This window comes from Streptomyces sp. NPDC004126 (genome assembly GCF_050275515.1).
Lineage (GTDB): Bacteria > Actinomycetota > Actinomycetes > Streptomycetales > Streptomycetaceae > Streptomyces.
In genome coordinates this window covers 54,481-75,050 of the sequence record NZ_JBNNPF010000019.1, presented here as the reverse complement: position 1 = coordinate 75,050, position 20,570 = coordinate 54,481, and the positions used below count along the sequence as shown (strand labels likewise).

General features: G+C 72.1%; 18 protein-coding genes and 1 tRNA gene. 9 read left to right on the top strand and 10 right to left on the bottom strand.

All coding sequences use genetic code 11. The features are described from left to right. The first annotated feature begins 175 nt into the window (after positions 1-175). The 5 genes from ACQKM2_RS19640 (at position 176) to ACQKM2_RS19620 (ending at position 6,821) form a co-directional block, all read left to right on the top strand. Positions 176-1,867 (top strand): PQQ-binding-like beta-propeller repeat protein, encoded by a 1,692-nt coding sequence (locus tag ACQKM2_RS19640; RefSeq protein WP_427711272.1) that lies wholly within the window; start codon positions 176-178, stop codon positions 1,865-1,867. 53 nt (positions 1,868-1,920) lie between these two features. Further along, positions 1,921-3,588, top strand: coding sequence for a PQQ-binding-like beta-propeller repeat protein (locus ACQKM2_RS19635; protein WP_427711270.1), 1,668 nt, complete (start codon positions 1,921-1,923; stop codon positions 3,586-3,588). 133 nt (positions 3,589-3,721) lie between these two features. Next, a complete protein-coding gene (locus ACQKM2_RS19630) occupies positions 3,722-4,435 on the top strand; it encodes a response regulator transcription factor (RefSeq protein WP_427711395.1) in 714 nt (237 codons plus the stop codon). Positions 4,436-4,593: 158 nt separating this feature from the next. After that, entirely contained in the window at positions 4,594-5,553 is a 960-nt protein-coding gene (gene galE, locus ACQKM2_RS19625) for a UDP-glucose 4-epimerase GalE (protein WP_427711268.1), read from the top strand. A gap of 491 nt (positions 5,554-6,044) precedes the next feature. After that, a complete protein-coding gene (locus tag ACQKM2_RS19620) occupies positions 6,045-6,821 on the top strand; it encodes a response regulator transcription factor (RefSeq protein ID WP_125603001.1) in 777 nt (258 codons plus the stop codon). Here ACQKM2_RS19620 and ACQKM2_RS19615 read toward each other — a convergent pair. Continuing rightward, entirely contained in the window at positions 6,780-7,277 is a 498-nt protein-coding gene (locus tag ACQKM2_RS19615) for a MarR family winged helix-turn-helix transcriptional regulator (protein WP_125603002.1), read from the bottom strand. The genes ACQKM2_RS19620 and ACQKM2_RS19615 overlap by 42 nt on opposite strands. Before the next feature lie 146 nt (positions 7,278-7,423). Between ACQKM2_RS19615 and ACQKM2_RS19610 the strand changes: the two genes are divergently transcribed. After that, on the top strand, positions 7,424-8,281 hold the full coding sequence (locus ACQKM2_RS19610) for a trans-aconitate 2-methyltransferase (protein ID WP_427711265.1): 858 nt from the start codon (positions 7,424-7,426) through the stop codon (positions 8,279-8,281). A gap of 2 nt (positions 8,282-8,283) precedes the next feature. Continuing rightward, on the top strand, positions 8,284-8,673 hold the full coding sequence (locus tag ACQKM2_RS19605) for a VOC family protein (protein WP_427711393.1): 390 nt from the start codon (positions 8,284-8,286) through the stop codon (positions 8,671-8,673). Positions 8,674-8,864: 191 nt separating this feature from the next. On the opposite strand, the gene ACQKM2_RS19600 is transcribed toward ACQKM2_RS19605, so the two are convergent. After that, positions 8,865-9,539, bottom strand: a complete 675-nt coding sequence (locus ACQKM2_RS19600; protein ID WP_427711263.1) for a TetR family transcriptional regulator — start codon at positions 9,537-9,539, stop codon at positions 8,865-8,867. After that, the gene (locus ACQKM2_RS19595) at positions 9,536-10,507 is read right to left on the bottom strand and encodes an acyl-CoA desaturase (RefSeq protein ID WP_427711261.1); all 972 of its coding nucleotides are present in this window, start codon (positions 10,505-10,507) and stop codon (positions 9,536-9,538) included. Before ACQKM2_RS19595 ends, ACQKM2_RS19600 begins: the two co-directional genes overlap by 4 nt. Positions 10,508-10,949: 442 nt before the next feature. Here ACQKM2_RS19595 and ppc point away from each other — a divergent pair, with 442 nt between their 5' ends. Continuing rightward, the gene (gene ppc / locus ACQKM2_RS19590) at positions 10,950-13,643 is read left to right on the top strand and encodes a phosphoenolpyruvate carboxylase (RefSeq protein WP_427711391.1); all 2,694 of its coding nucleotides are present in this window, start codon (positions 10,950-10,952) and stop codon (positions 13,641-13,643) included. 54 nt (positions 13,644-13,697) lie between these two features. Here the strand turns inward: ppc and pth are convergent, their stop codons facing one another. The 5 genes from pth to ACQKM2_RS19565 form a co-directional block, all read right to left on the bottom strand. After that, positions 13,698-14,288, bottom strand: coding sequence for an aminoacyl-tRNA hydrolase (gene pth / locus ACQKM2_RS19585; protein WP_427711259.1), 591 nt, complete (start codon positions 14,286-14,288; stop codon positions 13,698-13,700). Between the two features lie 132 nt (positions 14,289-14,420). Continuing rightward, positions 14,421-15,005 carry a 50S ribosomal protein L25/general stress protein Ctc gene (locus tag ACQKM2_RS19580; RefSeq protein ID WP_427711257.1) on the bottom strand — a complete coding sequence of 195 codons (585 nt, stop codon included), beginning with the start codon at positions 15,003-15,005 and terminating at the stop codon, positions 14,421-14,423. A 191-nt stretch (positions 15,006-15,196) separates the two neighbouring features. Beyond that, entirely contained in the window at positions 15,197-16,174 is a 978-nt protein-coding gene (locus ACQKM2_RS19575; RefSeq protein WP_125603935.1) for a ribose-phosphate diphosphokinase, read from the bottom strand. A gap of 133 nt (positions 16,175-16,307) precedes the next feature. After that, positions 16,308-17,756, bottom strand: coding sequence for a bifunctional UDP-N-acetylglucosamine diphosphorylase/glucosamine-1-phosphate N-acetyltransferase GlmU (glmU, locus tag ACQKM2_RS19570; RefSeq protein ID WP_427711255.1), 1,449 nt, complete (start codon positions 17,754-17,756; stop codon positions 16,308-16,310). A 108-nt stretch (positions 17,757-17,864) separates the two neighbouring features. Next, positions 17,865-17,936 (bottom strand) — tRNA-Gln (locus ACQKM2_RS19565). Between the two features lie 185 nt (positions 17,937-18,121). Between ACQKM2_RS19565 and ACQKM2_RS19560 the strand changes: the two genes are divergently transcribed. Continuing rightward, positions 18,122-19,372, top strand: coding sequence for a sensor histidine kinase (locus ACQKM2_RS19560; RefSeq protein ID WP_427711253.1), 1,251 nt, complete (start codon positions 18,122-18,124; stop codon positions 19,370-19,372). 15 nt (positions 19,373-19,387) lie between these two features. Here ACQKM2_RS19560 and ACQKM2_RS19555 read toward each other — a convergent pair whose 3' ends face one another. Together ACQKM2_RS19555 and ACQKM2_RS19550 are read right to left on the bottom strand one after the other, a co-directional pair. Next, a complete protein-coding gene (locus ACQKM2_RS19555) occupies positions 19,388-19,897 on the bottom strand; it encodes an SUKH-3 domain-containing protein (protein ID WP_427711251.1) in 510 nt (169 codons plus the stop codon). A gap of 5 nt (positions 19,898-19,902) precedes the next feature. Continuing rightward, positions 19,903-20,466: a YwqJ-related putative deaminase gene (locus ACQKM2_RS19550; protein WP_427711249.1), complete on the bottom strand. Its 564-nt coding sequence runs from the start codon at positions 20,464-20,466 to the stop codon at positions 19,903-19,905. Positions 20,467-20,570: the final 104 nt, after the last annotated feature.

The window sequence follows — 20,570 nt, the reverse complement described above, 5'->3', positions numbered from 1 at the left end:
CAAGGGCCCGGGAACACGCCGGCCGGGCGCATAACGGCCGTGTCACGGGCCGGTCCTCCCTTGGGAACAGGGGTGCGACCGGCCCGGTGCGTACCGGCCACGAGTGATACAAAGGGTCGGTTCTTTTCGATCTCCCGGACCGCCCGACACCGCCCGAACCCGAAGGTATGCGCTGATGACCGAGCCGCCCCAGCCGCCGAACCAGCCGCCGTCCCCTTCCGGGTACGGGCACCTGCCCGGACCGCCGCAGCAGGGCTACGGCTACCCGCCGCAGGGCCCCAACCCGTACGCGCAGCAGCCGCCGACGGTGCCCCAGCCCCCCGTCCAGCAGCCGCCGACGGTGCCGCAGCACCTGTCCCGGCAGGACGGGCACGGCTTCCCGCCGCCCGGCCCGGGCACGCCCCCCGGCCCGCCGGTCCCCGGCGGACGGGGCGGCCGGCGCAAGGGCGCGATCGTCGTCGCGGCGGCCGTGGCGGGCGTCCTCGTACTCGGCACGGGCGCCTGGTTCACCTTCCTGAGTGACGACGAGGACGCCAAGAAGCCCGCCGCGCAGGCCTCCGCGCCCGCCGACCCCAAGCCGGCCGGCTCCCCGTCCGTGGACAAGGGCGACGGCAGCGGAAACGGCATGGGCGAGCAGGCCGACCTCAACGCGGGCCGCAAGCCCGGCGAGGACAAGGTGCTGTGGCTCAAGACGGCCAAGCTCCTGGCCGGCGGCGACACGGGCATCCCCGCCCCGGCGTTGTGGGTGACCGGCGACAGCGTCGTCAAGACCGTCGGCAAGTCCGTCATCGCCTACGCCGTCACCAACGGCAAGGAGAAGTGGAAGGTCGACTTCAAGACGGAGATCTGCGGCTGGGCCGACCAGACCACCGCCGACGGCAAGACCGTCCTCGCCGTCAAGGACGGCGAGGGCTCCAACGCCACCTGCAACCAGATGAAGCTCTTCGACCTGAAGGCTGGCAAGGAGGGATGGACCAAGGAGCTCGCCAAGGAGAACCTCTTCGACGGCGGCGGCTCCGTCTCCATCAGCCTCACCGGCGACGTCTTCGTCGTCAACCGGATGGCCACCACCACCGTCCACAAGCTCGCCACCGGCGACAAGCTCTTCTCCGGCGCCGCCCCCGAGGGCTGCCAGCCGAGCCAGTACGCCGCGGGCAACGGCAAGCTGCTCGGCATCGCCCTGTGCATGGACGACGACAAGACCGTCGAGATCCAGGACGCCGACCCGGCCACCGGCAAGAAGACCTGGTCCTACCGGCTGCCCAAGGGCTTCCGCGTCACCAGCGTCCTGTCCGTCTCCCCGATCGTCCTCGACATCAGCGACCGGAACCTCGACAACGCGGACTCCAGCAAGCGCGCCATCATCTCCCTGACGCCCGACGGCAAGAAGCGGGCCAGCATGTCCGCCGAGGGCTCCTTCGAGACCAACTGCAACACGGGCAGCTCCGACAACCTCCAGGGCTGCGGCAATTCCGTCGTCGACGGCGACACCCTCTACCTGCGCACCACCACGAGCAAGGGCTTCGACAACGAGGTCGTCGCCTTCGACCTCGCCACCGGCAAGGCCAAGTGGCGCCAGAAGGCCGGCGACAAGCGCAACTGGTACCCGGTCAAGGCGGCGAACGGCCAGCTCATCGCCTACCGCGCCGGCGCCCTGGACGAGCCCGGCGAGGTCGTCTCCATGGCCGCCGCGGGCGGTGCGCCCAAGACCCTGCTCCGCATGCCCTCCGGCCCCGCCGCGAAGGTCGAGAGCTCCATGACCACCTTCCAGGTGCGGGCCTTCGAGGACGGCCGGTACTTCACCTCCGTCACCAGGCTGAACGGCAACAACACGGAGGAGCGGCTCCTGATGGTCTTCGGCAAGTGAACGAGCCCACCGAGCGTCCCACCGAGCGCCCCACCGAGAGGCAGTAGCAAGCGATGAGTACCCCGCCGCCCCCGAGCCAGCCGCCCTCCGGCGGCTTCGGCGCCCCCACGCCGCCGCCCGGCCCCCCGCAGCCCCCGGCCCAGCCGCCCACCGTCCCGGCCCCCCAGGCCGGCTACGGCTACCCGCAGCCCCAGGCGCAGCCCGGCTACGGCTACCCGCAGCAGCCCGCCACCCTCCAGGCCCCGGCGCAGCCCGCCGCCCCCGCGGGCGGCGGCGGCAGCAACGACAAGCGCAACCAGCTGGCGATCGTCGGCGCGGCCGTCCTCGCCATGGCGCTCATCATCGGCGGCGGCTTCTGGTACGTCTCCGGCGACGAAGGCGGCGGCTCCGGACGGCCCACCGCGGGCGGCGCCGGCGGCTCCCCCGACGGCGACAAGGCCCCCGCCGGCGCCGCCGGCAGCGAGAAGGTCCCGTCCAACCCCAAGTCGAAGACGCTGGTCAACGTCCCCAGCCCGGCTCCGGCCGACGTGGTCTCCGTCGACGGCTCCTGGCTGACCGAGAACACCTACGTCAAGTCCGACCTGGCGAAGGTCGTCGGCTACAACCTCGTCGACGGCGGCAAGAAGTGGGAGCTGGCGCTCCCCGCCAACGTCTGCGGCGCCACCAAGCACATCAGCGACAACAAGACCGCCATCCTCTTCCAGGAGGGCATGGCGACCAACGAGAAGAAGTACCCCCAGTGCACCCAGGTCGGCGTCATCGACCTGAACACCGGAAAGCTCCTCTGGTCCGCCAACGCCAAGTCCGCGACCGGCGGCGACAAGCCGGTCGCCTTCAGCGAGGTCACCATCAGCGGCCAGACCGTCGCCGCGGGCGGCCTCTACGGCGGCGCGGCCTGGAACCTCGCCGACGGCAAGTCCCTGTGGACCCCGAAGACCGACGGCGAAGGCTGCTACGACCTGGGCTACGCCGGCGGCGAGGCCCTCGCCGTCCTGCGCAAGTGCGGCCGCGGCTCCAGCCCGACGCTGTACGCGCAGGCCATCGACCCCGCCACCGGCGCGCCGAAGTACCAGTACAAGCTGTCCGCGGGCATCGAGTGGGCCGGCATCATCTCCACCAAGCCGCTCATCGTCGCCGCCAACGTCGGCAACACCGCCAAGAACGCCACCAACGTCAGCGACCTGTTCGTCGTCGACGACGCGGGCCAGCTCAAGACCCGCATCGGCCTCTCCGCCGGCAGCTACGCCCCCAAGTGCCCCGCCACCGAGGTCGAGCAGTGCTCGAACATGGTCGTCGGCAACGGCAAGGTGTACCTGCCGTCGTACGAGCACCAGGGCACGTCCTCCGTCGGCCGCACCAACGAGATCGTCTCCTTCGACCTGGAGACCGGCAAGGCCACCAGCGACCGCGCCGACGCGGGCGAGAAGTACACCATGTACCCGCTGCGCATGGACGGGTCCAACATCATCGCCTACAAGGTCCCCCCGTACGACGGCGGCGGCCAGGTCGTCAGCATCGACGGCAAGACGATGAAGGAGACCCTGCTGATGCAGAACCCGGTCGACAAGGCCAGCCAGCGCCTGGAGACCGCGTTCTCGCTGGACCACTCGGAGTTCCGCTACCACAACGGGCGCCTGTTCATCTCCCGCACCACGGTGCGCAAGCCGTACTCGGAGAAGTCCGACCCCGAGTTCCTCTTCGTCTCCTTCGCGGCGAGCTGACGCCCGCCCCGGCCCGACGCCGAAAGCCCCCGGACGGTCCCCACCGATCGGGGGCTTTCGCGCGGTAACCGGCACGCCCCGTCGAACAAGCGTGTAGCTTGCCGGGTCAGAAGGATCTGGGGTGGGAGCCTTGATGGGCGTACGGGTCATGGTGGTCGACGAGCACCGTCTGCTGGCCGAGGCGCTCGCCTCGGCCCTGAAGCTGCGCGGGCACCGCGTGCTCGCCGCGGCCGCGCCGGCGGCCGGAGCCGCCGAACTGGTCATCGGCCGCGCCCCGGAGGTGTGCCTGTTCGGCACCGCCGCCCCGGCGGAGCCCGGGGTCTTCGAACCGGTGGTGCGGATCAAGCGGGAGCGCCCGCAGATCGCCGTGGTGGTGCTGGGCCCCGTACCGAGCCCGCGCGGGATAGCCGCGGCCTTCGCGGCCGGAGCCTCGGGGTACGTACGCCAGGACGAGCGCATCGAAGGCGTCGAACGGGCCCTGGCCAAGGCCCGGGCGGGGGAGGTCGCCATCGCCCCCCAGCTGCTCCAGGGGGCCTTCGCGGAACTGCTGAACCCCGCGGCGCAGCCCGACGACGAGGGCAGCAGGCTGCTGCGGCTGCTGACGCCGCGGGAGGTCGAGGTGCTGGTCCGGGTCGCGGAGGGCGAGGACACCCGGCTGATCGCGGCCGGCATGGCGATCGCGCCGAGCACAGCCCGTACACATGTGCAGCGGGTACTGATGAAGCTCGGCGTGGGGTCGCGGCTGGAGGCCGCCGCGCTGGCCGCGCGCACCGGGCTGCTGGACCGGGCGGTGCTGCCCGTGCGGGAGCGGCCGCAGGGGCCCGGGGACGGGCCCGCCGGGGACTGACCCCGCACCGCGGCCGCCGGTCCGCGGGGCCCGTCCGGACGGGCGGGTACCGTGCCGGAAGGCCGCGATTTCCTCGGAAGCGCGGAATCCGGTAAGCCAGTCACCAGAGCACGCGCATCCGCGTGCCTGCGCGACGGACGCGATACAGAGGAGTGCGAGTGAGCAAGTACCTGGTGACCGGCGGTGCCGGATACGTGGGCAGCGTCGTGGCCGCCCATCTGCTGGAGGCCGGACACGAGGTGGCCATCCTCGACAACCTCTCCACCGGCTTCGCCGAGGGCGTCCCCGCCGGCGCCACGCTGATCGACGGCCGGATCCAGGACGCCGCCGACCACCTGGACGCCTCCTACGACGCCGTGCTGCACTTCGCCGCCTCCTCGCAGGTCGGCGAGTCCGTGGTGAACCCCGGCAAGTACTGGGACAACAACGTCGGCGGCACCCTCGCCCTGCTGAACGCGATGCGGGAGGCCGGGGTGCGCCGGCTCGTCTTCTCCTCCACCGCCGCCACCTACGGCGAGCCGACCGAAGGCGCGCTGACGGAGGCCTCGGTGACCGCGCCGACCAACCCGTACGGCGCCTCGAAGCTGGCCGTCGACCACATGATCGCGGGGGAGTGCGCGGCGCACGGCCTCGCCGCCGTCTCGCTGCGCTACTTCAACGTGGCCGGCGCCTACCGCGAGTTCGGCGAGCGCCACGACCCCGAGACGCACCTGATCCCGCTGGTGCTCCAGGTCGCGCTCGGGCAGCGCGAGTCCATCTCGGTGTTCGGCGACGACTACCCGACCCCCGACGGCACCTGCGTCCGCGACTACATCCACGTCGCCGACCTCGCCGAGGCCCACCTGTCGGCGCTGCGCGTCGCCGCCGAGGGCGAGCACCTGGTGTGCAACCTCGGCAACGGCAGCGGCTTCTCGGTCCGCGAGGTCATCGAGACGGTCCGCAAGGTCACCGGCCGGGAGATCCCCGAGGTCGTCGCCCCGCGCCGCGCCGGGGACCCGGCGGTCCTCGTCGCCTCCGCCCGCACGGCGCACGAGCGCCTCGGCTGGACCCCGACCCGCTCGGACCTCACCAACATCGTGACGGACGCCTGGAACTTCGCCCGCGAGCGCCGTTCCTGACCCCCCGGGCCCCCCGGCCCCTCCGGGCCTCCGCCCGAGCCCCGCCGCGCGCCCCCCGCACCCGACCGGTGCGGGGGGCGCGCGCGTTGGAGCCGGGCGCGGCGGGCAGGCGCCGCGCGCGGGCGCCCGGCGTGCGTACGCCGGGTGAAATGCCCCCCGTGCAACTGCCCGGGGCACGCGCCGGTCGGAAATCCGCCTCCAGAGCCGCCTCGATGGTTGAAAACAAGCCACCGCGGAGGCCGTTGCGGACCGTCCCACCGGAAAACCGCTCCAAAAACTTCTGCTATTCGGCCAACCGCGGGACACCACCCGCTCTACGCTGATGCGTGACACCGGTGGGGGCCGGTGTTGATTCAGGGGTCGAGACACGCCGGGTACGGCGTCCGGTCCGGGGTAGTGCACAGATGTCGCGGCGGCGGCCGCGGGGGCTGTGGGCCACCCGGCCGGGCGCCGTACCCGTAGTCGTCCGTTCCCCGACCCTTGGGGGTTCTGTGGTTCGTATCCGGGTCCTGGTGGTCGACGGCCACCGCATCTTCGCCGAGTCTCTGGCAGCCGCGCTCGCGGCCGAGCCGGACGTGGACGTGTCCGCGGCCGGCAGCGGTCCCGCGGCCTCGCGCTGCCTGGAGCGCGCGGTGGCGGAAGGCCGCCGCTACGACGTGCTGCTCGTCGACGCCGACCTCGGCGCCGGCGCGGCCGCGTCGGGCGCCGTGCCCGGCCAGCGGGAAGCGGGCTCCGGCCCGGCCCCGCCGCCGGCCGACGGGATCGCCCTCGTCGCGGGCGTCCGGGTGGCGCACCCCGGGGTGCGCACCGTGGTCCTGGCCGAGCGCGACGACCCCCGCCGGGCCGCGCTCGCCCTCCAGGCGGGGGCCTCGGGCTGGGTCGCCAAGGACTGCTCGCTCTCCCGGCTGCTGGCCGTCATTCGCGGGGTGCTCCGCGAGGAGACCCACCTGCCGCCCGCGCTCCTCACCGGAGTGCTGCGGGAGCTGACCGCCGCCCGCAAGCACCGCAGCGACAGCGAGCGGCTCGTGGAGTCCCTCACCCCGCGCGAGCACGAGGTGCTGCGCTGCATGGTGGCGGGGCTGGGCCGCAAGGACGTGGCCGCGCGGCTGTTCCTGTCCCCGCACACCGTCCGCACGCACATGCAGAACGTCCTGGGCAAGCTCGGGGTGCACTCCACCCTGGCCGCCGTGGCGCTGGCCCGGCGGGCCGGCGTACGCCCCGCGGAGCTAGCCGGGGATGTTGTCGAACGGAGCGGTCAACTGGCGTAGCAGCCCGGCGAGCTCGCCGCGCTGCGTGGTGGAGAGCTGGGCCAGGATCGCGCGTTCCTGGGCCAGCAGCCCCGCCAGGGACTGGTCGGCGCGGTCGCGCCCCTCGGGCGTCAGCCGTACCAGTACCCCGCGCCGGTCGCTGGGGTCGGGCAGCCGCTCGACGAGGCCCTTCTTGGCCAGCCGGTCGATGCGGTTGGTCATGGTGCCGGAGGTGACGAGCGTCTGCGTCAGCAACTGTCCGGGGGAGAGCTGGTAGGGCGCGCCCGCGCGCCGCAGCGAGGTCAGGACGTCGAACTCCCACGGCTCCAGGCCGTGCTCGGAGAAGGCGAGCCTGCGGGCCCGGTCGAGGTGGCGCGCGAGCCGGCTGACGCGGCTGAGTACTTCGAGCGGTTCCACGTCGAGGTCAGGGCGCTCTCGCCGCCATGCCGCGACCAGTCGGTCGACCTCGTCCTCCATGCCGATCAGTGTACGGGGTCTGTCGACATGAAGTCTCTTCAAATCGAGAATCTTGACATCGAGATATAGTCTGGCCGAGCATGGGGCATGGAGGGGGCCGGAACAGCTTCCGCTTCCGACCGCCCCACCAGTAGGGAGGCTCGAACATGCATTCCGACATCGCGCCGGCCGTGCGCCCCCACTCCCTGGACGGCTCCGCACCCGTCTGGGACCCCCAGCAGTACCTCCGCCACGCCGGCCACCGCACGCGCCCGTTCCTCGACCTGCTGAACCGCATACCCGAGCTCCCCACCGGCCCCGCCCGCATCGCCGACCTCGGCTGCGGCCCCGGCAACGTCACCGCGCTCCTCACCGACCGCTGGCCCGACGCCCGCATCACCGGCTTCGACCTCTCCCCGCAGATGCTCCAGCGCGCCACCGCCGAACACGCCGGACCCACCCCCGGCGGCGGCCGCCTCGACTTCCGCCACGCCGACCTCGCCGACTGGATGCCCGAGGAGACGTACGACCTGATCGTCTCCAACGCGGCCCTGCAGTGGGTGCCCAGCCACCCCGGCTCCTTCGCCGCCTGGATCAACGGCCTGCGCCCCGGCGGCACCTTCGCCTTCCAGATCCCCGGCAACTTCACCGCCCCCAGCCACCGGCTCCTCGCCGAACTGTGCGACACCCCGCGCTGGCGCGACCGCCTCGCCGGACACGGCGCCCGCTACATCCACATCCTCGAACCCGCCGAGTACCTGGCCCGCTTCACCGAACTCGGCTGCGCCGTCGACGTCTGGGAGACCACCTACTCCCAGCTCCTCCAGGGCGCCGACCCCGTCCTCGACTGGGTCAAGGGCACCGCCCTGCGGCCCGTCCTCACCGCCCTCGGCGAGGACCGCGAGGCCGTCGACACCTTCCTCGCCGAATACCGCGAGGCCCTGCGCGCCGCCTACCCGCCCGGCCCCCGGGGCACCGTCTTCCCGTTCCGCCGCATCTTCGCCGTCGCCCACAAGGAGGCATGACCGTGCTGACCGCAGTCGACCACGTCCAACTCGCCGCGCCGCCCGGGTCGGAGGACAAGCTGCGCGCCTACTACCAAGACGTCCTGGGCATGCGGGAGATCTCCAAACCGCCCGTCCTCGCCGCGCGCGGGGGCTGCTGGTTCACCGCCGGAGGCGTACAGCTGCACCTGGGCGTGGAAGAGGACTTCCGGCCGGCCCGCAAGGCGCACCCCGGGCTGCGGGTGACCGGCATCGAGGCGTACGCGGACAGACTCCGCGAACGCGGCGCCGACGTCGTCTGGGACGACAACCTGCCGGGCCACCGGCGCTTCTACTCCCACGACCCCGTGGGCAACCGGCTCGAATTCCTGGAGCCCCACGCCCCCGGCGCCGGCGGCCCCGCGGACGGCTGACGGCCCGACGGCACGACAGCAGGCCGGCGCACCGCCCGGCCCGCACGCCCCCGCACGGCGACGCGACGGCGCCCCGCCACCGGAAACCTCCGGTGACGGGGCGCCGTCGCATCCTCGGCCGTCGCATCCTCGGCCGTCGCATCCTCGGCCGTCGCATCCTCGGCCGTCGCATCCGCGGCCTCCCGCGGGCCTCAGCTCTTGCGGTGGCCCACCAGCCGCGGCCGCGCCTCCAGGTTCTCCAGCCCGTGCCAGGCCAGGTTCACCAGGTGCGCCGCCACCTCCGCCTTCTCCGGCCGCCGCGTCTCCAGCCACCACTGGCCCGTCAGCGCCACCATCCCCACCAGCGCCTGCGCGTACAGCGGCGCCAGCTTCGGATCGAAGCCCCGGGCCTTGAACTCCAGCCCCAGGATGTCCTCCACCTGCGTGGCGATGTCACTGATCAGCGACGCGAACGTGCCCGTCGACTGTGCCACCGGCGAATCCCGCACCAGGATCCGGAAACCGTCCGTGTAGTTCTCGATGTAGTCCAGCAGCGCGAACGCCGCCTGCTCCAGCAGCTCCCGCGGATGCCCGGCCGTCAGCGCGCCCGTCACCCCGTCCAGCAACTGCCGCATCTCGCGGTCCACGACCACCGCGTACAGGCCCTCCTTGCCGCCGAAGTGCTCGTACACCACCGGCTTGGACACCCCGGCCTTCGCCGCGATCTCCTCCACCGAAGTGCCCTCGAAACCCTTCTCCGCGAACAGGGTGCGGCCGATGTCCAGCAGTTGCTGGCGCCGTTCGGCGCCCGTCATCCGGACCCGGCGTCCTCGCCTGGGCTTGTCGCTGCTGGAACTGCTGCCGTCGATCGCCACGTCCCCCATCATGCCGCGTTCGGCGTGTTGTCCCTGCGCCGGGCGTCGATCCGCGCCCCGGACGGCCAGCGCACGTCCCAGGCCCAGCCCAGCAGCTCGAACCAGCGGATCAGCCGCGCACTCGAATCCACCTGCCCGCGCAGCACCCCGTGCCGCGCCGAGGTCGGGTCCGCGTGGTGCAGGTTGTGCCACGACTCACCGCACGACAGCACCGCCAGCCACCACACGTTGCCCGACCGGTCCCGCGACTTGAACGGCCGCTTCCCCACCGCGTGACAGATCGAGTTGATCGACCACGTCACGTGGTGCAACAGCGCCACGCGCACCAGGGAACCCCAGAAGAACGCCGTGAACGCGCCCCACCAGGACATCGTCACCAGCCCGCCCACCAGCGGGGGGACGGCCAGCGACACCACGGTCCAGAACACGAAGTCGCGGCTGATCCGCCGGATCGCCGGGTCCTTGATCAGGTCCGGGGCGTACTTCTGCTGGTTGGTCTGCTCCTCGTCGAACAGCCAGCCGATGTGCGCCCACCACAGGCCCTTCATCAGCGCCGGCACCGTCTCCCCGAACCGCCACGGCGAATGCGGGTCGCCCTCGTGGTCGGAGTACTTGTGGTGCTTGCGGTGGTCCGCCACCCACCGCACCAGGGGCCCCTCCACCGCCATCGACCCCATGACCGCCAGCACGATCCGCAGCGGCCGCTTCGCCTTGAAGGAACCGTGCGTGAAATAACGGTGGAAGCCGATGGTGATCCCGTGACACGCCAGGAAGTACATGAACACCATCAGGCCCAGGTCCAGCCAGGTCACCCCCCAGCCCCAGGCCAGCGGCACCGCCGCCAGCAGCGCCAGGAACGGCAGGGTGATGAACAGCAGCAGCGCGATCTGCTCCACGGAGCGCTTCTGCTCACCACCGCGCGTCGCGGAGGGCGCGGAAGCCGCCGAGGAATCCTCGATCAGTCCGGGACTCATGGTCATGGTGGGGTTCCCCTGGGGGGTGAGAAGCCGGCAGGCGCCGGGACACGGACCTACGGATCCGTAACCTACGGCAACGTAAGTATGGCAAAGGCGACCCCCGCGGCAACAGTGACGACGCCACGACGACCCCACGACGACCTCATGACGACCCCGTGACGACGCCACCCGCGCGAACCGAGTCCAAAGAGCGGGCGCTCTGCCAGGGCACAGGGACAGTCCACCTATCCTGGTGTCGTCGGACAGCGCGGTCCGCACGGGCAGCCCGGGCTGCGCAGCACGACCGGCACGGCCGCACACCCCCGGGAGCCCACAGCCCAGTAGCGCTCGAACACTGCAAGGAGCCGCACCTGTGAGCAGTGCTGACCAGGCCGCCCAGGCCCCCGTCACCCAGCCCGCCGACCCCTCCGCCCCCACGCGGACGGCGCAGACGGCGAACGCGGAGCTGCGCGCGGACATCCGCCGCCTCGGCGACCTCCTCGGCGAGACCCTCGTCCGCCAGGAAGGCCAGGAACTCCTCGACCTCGTCGAACGGGTCCGCGCCCTGACCCGCACCGACGGCGAAGCCGCCGCGGCCCTCCTCGGCGACATCGACCTGGAGACCGCCGCCAAGCTGGTGCGCGCCTTCTCCACCTACTTCCACCTCGCCAACGTCACCGAGCAGGTGCACCGCGGCAAGGAACTGCGCGCCCACCGCGCCGCCGAGGGCGGGCTCCTCGCCCGCACCGCCGACATGCTCAAGGACGCCGACCCCGAGCACCTGCGCGAGACGGTCAAGAACCTCAACGTCCGCCCCGTCTTCACCGCCCACCCCACCGAGGCGGCCCGCCGCAGCGTCCTCAACAAGCTGCGCCGCATCGCCGCCCTCCTGGAGGAGCCCGTCTCCGGCGCCGGCGAACGCCGCCGCCACGACCTGCGGCTCGCCGAGAACATCGACCTCGTCTGGCAGACCGACGAGCTGCGCGTCGTACGCCCCGAGCCCGCCGACGAGGCCCGCAACGCCATCTACTACCTCGACGAACTCCACGCCGGCGCCGTCGGCGACGTCCTCGAGGACCTGGCCGCCGAACTCCAGCGCGTCGGCGTCGAACTGCCCGCCGGCACCCGCCCCCTCACCTTCGGCACCTGGATCGGCGGCGACCGCGACGGCAACCCCAACGTCACCCCGCAGGTCACCCGCGACGTCCTGATCCTGCAGCACGAGCACGGCATCACCGACGCCCTCGAACTCGTCGACTTCCTGCGCAGCCTGCTCTCCAACTCCATCCGCATCGCGGGCGCCACCGAGGAGCTCCTCGCCTCGCTCCAGGCCGACCTGGAGCGCCTCCCGGAGATCAGCCCCCGCTACAAGCGGCTGAACGCCGAGGAGCCCTACCGCCTCAAGGCCACCTGCATCCGGCAGAAGCTCCTCAACACCCGCGAGCGCCTCGCCAAGGGCACCCCCCACGAGGAGGGCCGCGACTACCTCGGCACCGCCGAGCTCCTCACCGACCTCACCCTCATCCAGACCTCCCTGCGCGAACACCGCGGCGCCCTCTTCGCCGACGGCCGCATGGACCGCACCATCCGCACCCTGGCCGCGTTCGGCCTGCAGCTCGCCACCATGGACGTACGCGAGCACGCCGACGCCCACCACCACGCCCTGGGCCAGCTCTTCGACCGGCTCGGCGAGGAGTCCTGGCGCTACGCCGACATGCCGCGCGACTACCGGCAGAAGCTCCTCGCCAAGGAACTCCGCTCGCGCCGCCCCCTCGCGCCCACCCCGGCCCCCCTCGACGCCGCCGGCCACAAGACCCTCGGGGTCTTCTTCGCCATCAAGGACGCCTTCGAGAAGTTCGGCCCCGAGGTCATCGAGTCCTACATCATCTCGATGTGCCAGGGCGCCGACGACGTCTTCGCCGCCGCCGTCCTCGCCCGCGAAGCCGGCCTCGTCGACCTCCACGCAGGCTGGGCCAAGATCGGCATCGTTCCGCTCCTGGAGACCACCGACGAGCTCCGCGCGGCCGACGTCATCCTCGACGAGATGCTCGCCGACCCCTCCTACCGCCGCCTCGTGTCCCTGCGCGGCGACGTCCAGGAGGTCATGCTCGGCTACTCCGACTCCAGCAAGTTCGGCGGCATCACCACCAGCCAGTGGGAGATCCACCGCGCGCAGCGCCGCCTGCGCGACGTGGCCCACCGCCACGGCGTGCGCCTGCGCCTCTTCCACGGCCGCGGCGGCACCGTCGGCCGCGGCGGCGGCCCCTCGCACGACGCGATCCTCGCCCAGCCCTGGGGCACCCTCGAAGGCGAGATCAAGGTCACCGAGCAGGGCGAGGTCATCTCCGACAAGTACCTCGTCCCCTCCCTGGCCCGCGAGAACCTGGAGCTGACCGTCGCGGCCACCCTCCAGGCCTCCGCCCTGCACACCGCCCCCCGCCAGTCCGACGACGCCCTCACCCGCTGGGACGCGGCCATGGAGATCGTCTCGGACGCCGCGCACGGCGCCTACCGCGAACTCGTCGAGGACCCGGACCTGCCCGCGTACTTCTTCGCGGCCACCCCCGTCGACCAGCTCGCCGACCTGCACCTCGGGTCCCGGCCCTCCCGCCGCCCCGACTCCGGCGCCGGCCTCGACGGCCTCCGCGCCATCCCGTGGGTCTTCGGCTGGACCCAGTCCCGCCAGATCGTCCCCGGCTGGTACGGCGTCGGCTCCGGCCTCAAGGCCCTGCGCGAGGCCGGCCAGGACACCGTCCTCGTCGAGATGGGCGAGCGCTGGCACTTCTTCCGCAACTTCCTGTCCAACGTCGAGATGACGCTGGCCAAGACCGACCTGCGGATCGCCCGCCACTACGTCGACACCCTCGTCCCCGACGAGCTGAAGCACGTCTTCGACCGCATCCAGGCCGAACACGAACTCACCGTCCGCGAGGTCCTGCGCATCACCGGCGGGGAGCAGCTCCTGGACTCCCAGCCGGTCCTCCAGCAGACCTTCGCCGTCCGCGACGCCTACCTGGACCCGATCTCCTACCTCCAGGTCTCCCTGCTGGCCCGCCAGCGCCAGGCCGCCGCCCGCGGCGAGGACCCGGACCCGCTGCTGGCCCGTGCCCTGCTGCTCACCGTCAACGGCGTCGCCGCCGGCCTGCGCAACACCGGCTGACCGGCCCCGGACACGCAGGAAGCCCCCGCCGTCCGGCGGGGGCTTCCTCGTACGTCAGGAGTTGTAGGCCGACTGGGCGCGCTCCAGGCCCTCCTGGACCAGGCACTCCACCGCGTCCGCCGACCGGTCCACGAACCAGTCCAGCTCCTTGCGCTCCGTGGAGGAGAAGTCCTTCAGCACGAAGTCCGCCACCTGCATCCGGCCCGGCGGACGGCCGATGCCGCACCGCACCCGGTGGTACTCCGCGCCCATCGACTTCGTCATCGACTTCAGCCCGTTGTGGCCGTTGTCGCCGCCGCCCAGCTTCAGGCGCAGCGTCGCGTAGTCGATGTCCAGCTCGTCGTGGACCGCCACGATCCGCTCGACCGGGACCTTGTAGAAGTCCCGCAGCGCCGTCACCGGACCGCCCGAGAGGTTCATGAACGACATCGGCTTCGCGATCACCACCCGGCGGTTCAGCGGTCCCGGCGGTCCCATCCGGCCCTCGATCACCTGCGCCCGCGCCTTGTGCGCCTTGAACTTTCCGCCGATCCGCTCCGCGAGCAGGTCCGCCACCATGAAACCGATGTTGTGGCGGTTGCCGGCGTACTCCGCCCCCGGGTTACCGAGACCGACGATCAGCCACGGCGCCGCGTCGTCCGACATCAAAAGCTCCTTAAACCCGTGAACAAACCCGTGAACAAACCCGTGGACAAGCCCGTGAACGAGAACGACCGCCGTCCCGCTCCAGTGGAGCCGGACGGCGGTCGGTCAGCAACTGCTGAGGTGGGGCGAGGCTCAGGCCTCGGTGCCCTCGGCGGCCTCGGCGGCCGGCTCCTCGGCCTGCGGGGCGACGACCTGCAGGACGGCGGTCTCACCGTCGACGGCCAGCGTGGTGCCGGCCGGCAGGACCAGGTCGGAGGCGTGCACCGTGGCACCGGCCTCCAGGCCCGCGATCGAGACGGTGATCTCGGTCGGGATGTGGGTGGCCTCGGCCTCGACGGCGACGGTGGTGAGGAGGGTCTCCAGCAGGTTGCCGCCGGCGGCCAGGTCGCCCTCGGTCACGACCGGAACCTCGACCGTGATCTTCTCGCCCTTCTGGACGATCAGGAAGTCGACGTGCGAGATGGTGCGCTTCAGGGGGTGGCGCTGCACGGCCTTCGGGATGACCAGCTCGGTGCCGTCGCCCGCGATGTCCAGGGAGAGCAGCGCGTTCGGGGTCTTCAGGGCCATCATCAGGGCGTGGGCCGGGACGTTGACGTGCTTCGGGGCGGTGCCGTGGCCGTAGATGACGCCGGGGGTGAGGGCGTCGCGGCGGGCCTGGCGGGCAGCGCCCTTGCCGAAGACGTCACGCAGCTGGGCGGAAAGCTTGATCTCGGACATGCTCACTCCTCGTGGGGTGACGGAAACGAACGAATACGGTCACCCGGCCGGAACGGCCTGCTACGAAGAGCGCGTCGATAACGGAGCACCCGTACCGGAAAACAGGTACGGCCTCCCTCGCCGAGCAACTCATCGAGTGTACCCGGCGGGGAGGCCGTGCCCAAAAGGATCTAGCCCTGGGGCGTCGAGTCCTACTGCTGTTCCTCGAACAGGCTCGTCACCGAACCGTCCTCGAAGACCTCGCGCACCGCGCGGGCGATCATCGGGGCGATCGACAGGACCGTGATCTTGTCGAGCTCCAGGTCGGACGGGTCCGGCAGGGTGTTCGTGAAGATGAACTCGCTGACCTTGGAGTTCTTCAGGCGGTCGGCCGCCGGGCCCGACAGGATGCCGTGCGTGGCCGTCACGATGACGTCCTCCGCGCCGTGCGCGAACAGCGCCTCGGCGGCGGCGCAGATCGTGCCACCCGTGTCGATCATGTCGTCGACCAGGACGCAGACGCGGCCCTTGACCTCACCGACGACCTCGTGGACGGTCACCTGGTTGGCGACGTCCTTGTCGCGGCGCTTGTGCACGATCGCCAGCGGCGCGTCCAGGCGGTCGCACCAGCGGTCGGCCACGCGGACGCGGCCGGCGTCCGGGGAGACGACCGTCAGCTTCGTGCGGTCCACCTTGGCGCCCACGTAGTCCGCGAGGACGTTCAGGGCCGACAGGTGGTCCACCGGACCGTCGAAGAAGCCCTGGATCTGGTCGGTGTGCAGGTCGACCGTCAGGATGCGGTCCGCACCCGAGGTCTTCAGCAGGTCCGCGACCAGGCGGGCCGAGATCGGCTCGCGGCCCTTGTGCTTCTTGTCCTGGCGGGCGTACCCGTAGGACGGGATGATCACGGTGATGGAGCGGGCCGACGCGCGCTTCAGCGCGTCGATCATGATCAGCTGCTCCATGATCCACTTGTTGATCGGAGCCGTGTGGCTCTGGATCAGGAAGCAGTCCGCGCCGCGAGCCGACTCCTGGAAGCGGACGTAGATCTCACCGTTCGCGAAGTCGAAAGCCTTGGTCGGCACGAGGCCGACACCGAGCTGGTGCGCGACCTCCTCGGCCAGCTCGGGGTGGGCGCGGCCGGAGAAGAGCATCAGCTTCTTCTCGCCGGTCGTCTTGATCCCGGTCACAGCACTGTCTCCTCAGACGTGTGAAAGCTGCTCGCCCCCGTGTGCGTCCGTCCCGCACACGGTGAGCCAGCCGAATTGCGTGCACCTATCACGGTACGCCGTCCTGGGCGTACCTGTTTCCGGTCAGTTCACCTCAATGGCTGCCGGAGTCCTTCTCCGCCGACGACTGCGCGGCCGTCGCCGCCGCGCTGCCGGGACGCTTGCGGGCCACCCAACCCTCGATATTCCGCTGCTGGCCACGGGCCACGGCCAGCGCGCCGGGCGGCACATCCTTCGTGATCACCGAGCCGGCGGCCGTGTAGGCGCCGTCCCCGATGGTGACGGGAGCCACAAACATGTTGTCCGAACCCGTCTTGCAGTGTGAGCCGACCGTGGTGTGGTGCTTGTGCTCGCCGTCGTAGTTGACGAACACGCTCGCCGCGCCGATGTTCGAGTACTCGCCGATCGTCGCGTCGCCCACGTACGACAGGTGGGGCACCTTGGTGCCCTCGCCGATCGTCGCGTTCTTCATCTCGACGTACGTGCCGGCCTTCGACTTCACACCCAGGTTCGTCCCCGGACGCAGGTACGCGAACGGACCCACCGAGGCCAGGTCGCCGATCACCGCGGAGTCCGCGACCGCGTTGTCCACTCGGGCGCCGGCGCCCACGCGGGTGTCCTTCAGCCGGGTGTTCGGGCCGACCTCGGCCCCCTCGCCGATGTGCGTCGCGCCGAGCAGCTGCGTACCCGGGTGGACCACCGCGTCCTGCCCGAAGGTGACCGTCACGTCCACGAACACGCTCGCCGGGTCCACCACCGTCACGCCGGCCAGCATCGCCCGCTCCAGCAGCCGCGCGTTCAGCAGCGCGCGCGCCTCGGCCAGCTGCACCCGGTTGTTGATGCCCAGGATCTGGCGGTGGTCGCTGCCGACCGCCGCGCCGACGCGGTGGCCCGCCTCGCGCAGGATCCCGAGCACGTCGGTGAGGTACTCCTCGCCCTGGCTGTTGTCCGTGCGCACCTTGCCGAGCGCGTCCGCGAGCAGCGCGCCGTCGAAGGCGAAGACCCCGGAGTTGATCTCCCGGATCGCGCGCTGCGCGTCGGTGGCGTCCTTGTGCTCGACGATCGCGGTCACGGCGCCCGTGGCCGGGTCGCGGACGATGCGGCCGTAGCCGGTGGAGTCGGGGACCTCGGCGGTGAGCACGGTGACGGCGTTGCCGTCGGCCTCGTGGGTGGCCGCGAGGGCGCGCAGGGTCTCGCCGGTGAGCAGCGGGGTGTCGCCGCAGACGACGATCACGGTGCCGGTCAGCTGGCCGCCGAGCTCTTCGAGGGCCATGCGGACGGCGTGGCCGGTGCCGTTCTGCTCGTACTGGACGGCGGTGCGGACGCCGGCGTCGACGTCGGCGAGGTGCGCGGCGACCTGCTCGCGGGCGTGGCCCACGACGACCACGAGGTGGGTCGGGTCCAGCTCGCGGGAGGCCGCGACCACGTGACCGACGAGCGAGCGCCCGGCGATCTCGTGCAGAACCTTGGGTGTGGCCGACTTCATGCGGGTGCCCTCACCCGCTGCGAGTACGACGACGGCTGCCGGGCGGGTTGCGCTCACGGGTGGGCCCTTCGGCTTCGGGGGTGGACCCGTGAAGGATAGCGGGGGGTCACAGTCCGAAAACGAGGCCGGGTCCCGACCGTGAGGTCGGGACCCGCCTGTGCCAAGCTCCCCCGCCAGGACTCGAACCCGGACATAAGGCACCAAAAGCCTCAGTGCTGCCAATTACACCACAGGGGATGGCCAATCAACTTGAAACGGACAGTTGGTCGTCCCAGTCCAAGTTGATCGCTCCTACTATGCCGCACCCTGCCCCCTCGACGCGACGGTCAAAACGGCGGTGCGGACCGGTGCCTTTCGGCCTCCGGCGGTTCCCGGGATTTCGGCCCGCCACCGGGCCGGGCCCGCTGCGTACGCTGGACGGCATGACCAGTACGGGGGATGAGCGCGAGGGGACGGGCCGGGACGGGCCCTGGTGGTGGGAGCGGCGGCGGGGGGCCGTGCTCGACGTGGGGCTCGGGGTGGCCTCCGCCGTCGAGTGCGCCTTCGAGGGGGTGCCGACCGCGCGTGAGGCCGGGGTGCCGGTGTGGGCCGGGGTGCTGTTCGGGCTGCTGGCGGGGTCCGTGCTGGTGCTGCGCCGGCGCTGGCCCGTGGCGGTGGTGCTCGTCGGGATCGCGGTCACGCCGGCCACGATGGGCTTCCTGCTCGGCGTGGTGGGGCTGTACACGCTGGCCGCCTGCGAGGTGCCCCGGCGGGTCGTCGCGACGCTGGCCGCGATGTCGCTGGCCGGGACGTTCGTGGTGACGTACGTGCAGACCCGCGGGGACGTGGAGGCCGACGGCACGCTCGTGATCGTGCTGTCCGTGTTCATGGCGGTGGCGCTGACCGTGCCGCCGGTGCTGCTCGGGCTGTACGTGGGCGCGCGGCGCCGGCTGATGGAGAGCCTGCAGGAGCGGGCGGACTCGCTGGAGCGGGAGCTGTCGCTGCTGGCGGACCGGGCGGAGGAGCGGGCCGAGTGGGCCCGCCAGGAGGAGCGGACGCGCATCGCGCGGGAGATGCACGACGTGGTGGCGCACCGGGTGTCGCTGATGGTGGTGCACGCGGCGGCGCTGCAGGCGGTGGCCGCGAAGGACCCCGTGAAGGCGGTGCGGAACGCGGCGCTGGTGGGTGACATGGGGCGCCAGGCGTTGACGGAGCTGCGGGAGATGCTGGGCGTGCTGCGGGCTCCGGCGAAGGAGAGCCGGCCGGCGGTGCGGGAGGTGTCGGGGCCGATGGTGCTGGAGGAAGGGCCGACGCTGGGGGAGCTGGAGGCGCTGGTCGGGCAGTCGCGGGCGGCCGGGATGGCCGTCGAGGTGTGTGTGCAGGGTGAGGGCGGCGGCTACCGGCCGGAGGTGGAGCAGACGGCGTACCGGGTGGTGCAGGAGGCGCTGACCAACTGCCACAAGCACGCTCCGGGCGCGCGGGTCGTCGTACGGCTGGCGCACCGGGAGGGGGAGATGGCCATGCAGGTGGAGAACGGGCCGTGCGAGGGGGAGGCGCGGGGCGCCGATCTGCCCAGCGGGGGGAACGGGCTGCTCGGGATGCGGGAGCGGGTGCTGGGGCTGGGCGGGGTGTTCGTGTCCGGGCCGACGGACGGGGGCGGGTTCAAGGTGTCGGCGGTGCTGCCGGCCCGGTAGGCGCCGCGGGGCCCGTCAGCCGGTGGTGAGGCGGGCGGGCTGGAGGCCGGTGAGGAGGAGGGTGAGGGCCTCGTCGAGTCCGGAGCCGAGGTACCAGTCGCCGGTGTGGTCGACGAGGTAGACGCGGCCTTCGCGGTCGATGGCGAGGTGGGAGCCGCCGTCGGTGCCGGCGCCGAGCGGGCTGAGCTGGGTGGAGAGGGCCCGTCCGAGGTCGGCGAAGGTGCGGGCGAGGTGCAGGCCCGTCAGCGGGTCGACGCGTACGGGGGTCGGGGCTATCTGGCGGCCCGGGCCCGGTGCGCGGAGGGTGAGGCCGCCGAATTCGGCCCAGGCCTCGACGGCGGCGGGGAAGACGGTGTGCCGGTGGCCGGCGGGGGTGGTGTGGTCGCGCAGGGCGTCGGCCCAGTATTCGGCCTGCTTGATGTCCCAGCGGCCGGGTTCCCATCCGGCGGTGCGCAGGGCGGAGTCCACGGGTCCGGGGAATCGGGTGGCCGAGGAGCGGTCGTAGGAGGCGGAGGACGCGGTCATGGTGGCTACTCGGGGTGGGTGAGGTCGACGGGGCGTACGCCGAAGTGGTTGAGGAGCGCGTCGCAGGAGCGGCAGGGCGGCGCGTAGGTGCCGTGCAGGGGGTCGCCGTCCTCGCGGATGTGGCGGGCGGTGATGCGGGCGTGCTTGAGGGAGCGGCGGGCCTCGCTCGCGGAGAGCGGCTTGCGGGAGGCGCGCTTGCTGCGGGCGCCCTCGACGGCGGCCAGGTGGCGGGAGAGCAGGATCGCTTCGGGACACCGTCCGGTGAAGCGTTCGCGCTGGCCGCTGGTGAGGGTGTCGTGGAAGTCCTGGACGAGCGGGTGCAGGGCGGGCGGCTGGTCGCCCTTGCCGGCGGTGCCGGTGAGGGTTTCGCCGCGGACGGAGAGGGCGGCGGCGACGGTGGGCAGGATGCCGTCGCGGCGGAAGCGGAGCACGGGCGTGGTCTGGGCGGTGCCGGTGCTGCTCCAGCGCAGCCGGGGGTCGCCGGCGGAGCCGGTGTCGGCCGGCTGCGGGCGGCCCGTGCGGGGTGCCGCGTTCTGTGTGGTCGCGGTCCGTGTGGTCGCGGTCTGCATGGTTGCTCTTCCCTCCCGTGGCGGCGGTGGTGGTCGCTGTCGCGCACGCCCCCGTGCTGCGGGACAGCCTGTCAAATGTCACCTGTCGCGCGGAAGCGGGGTCG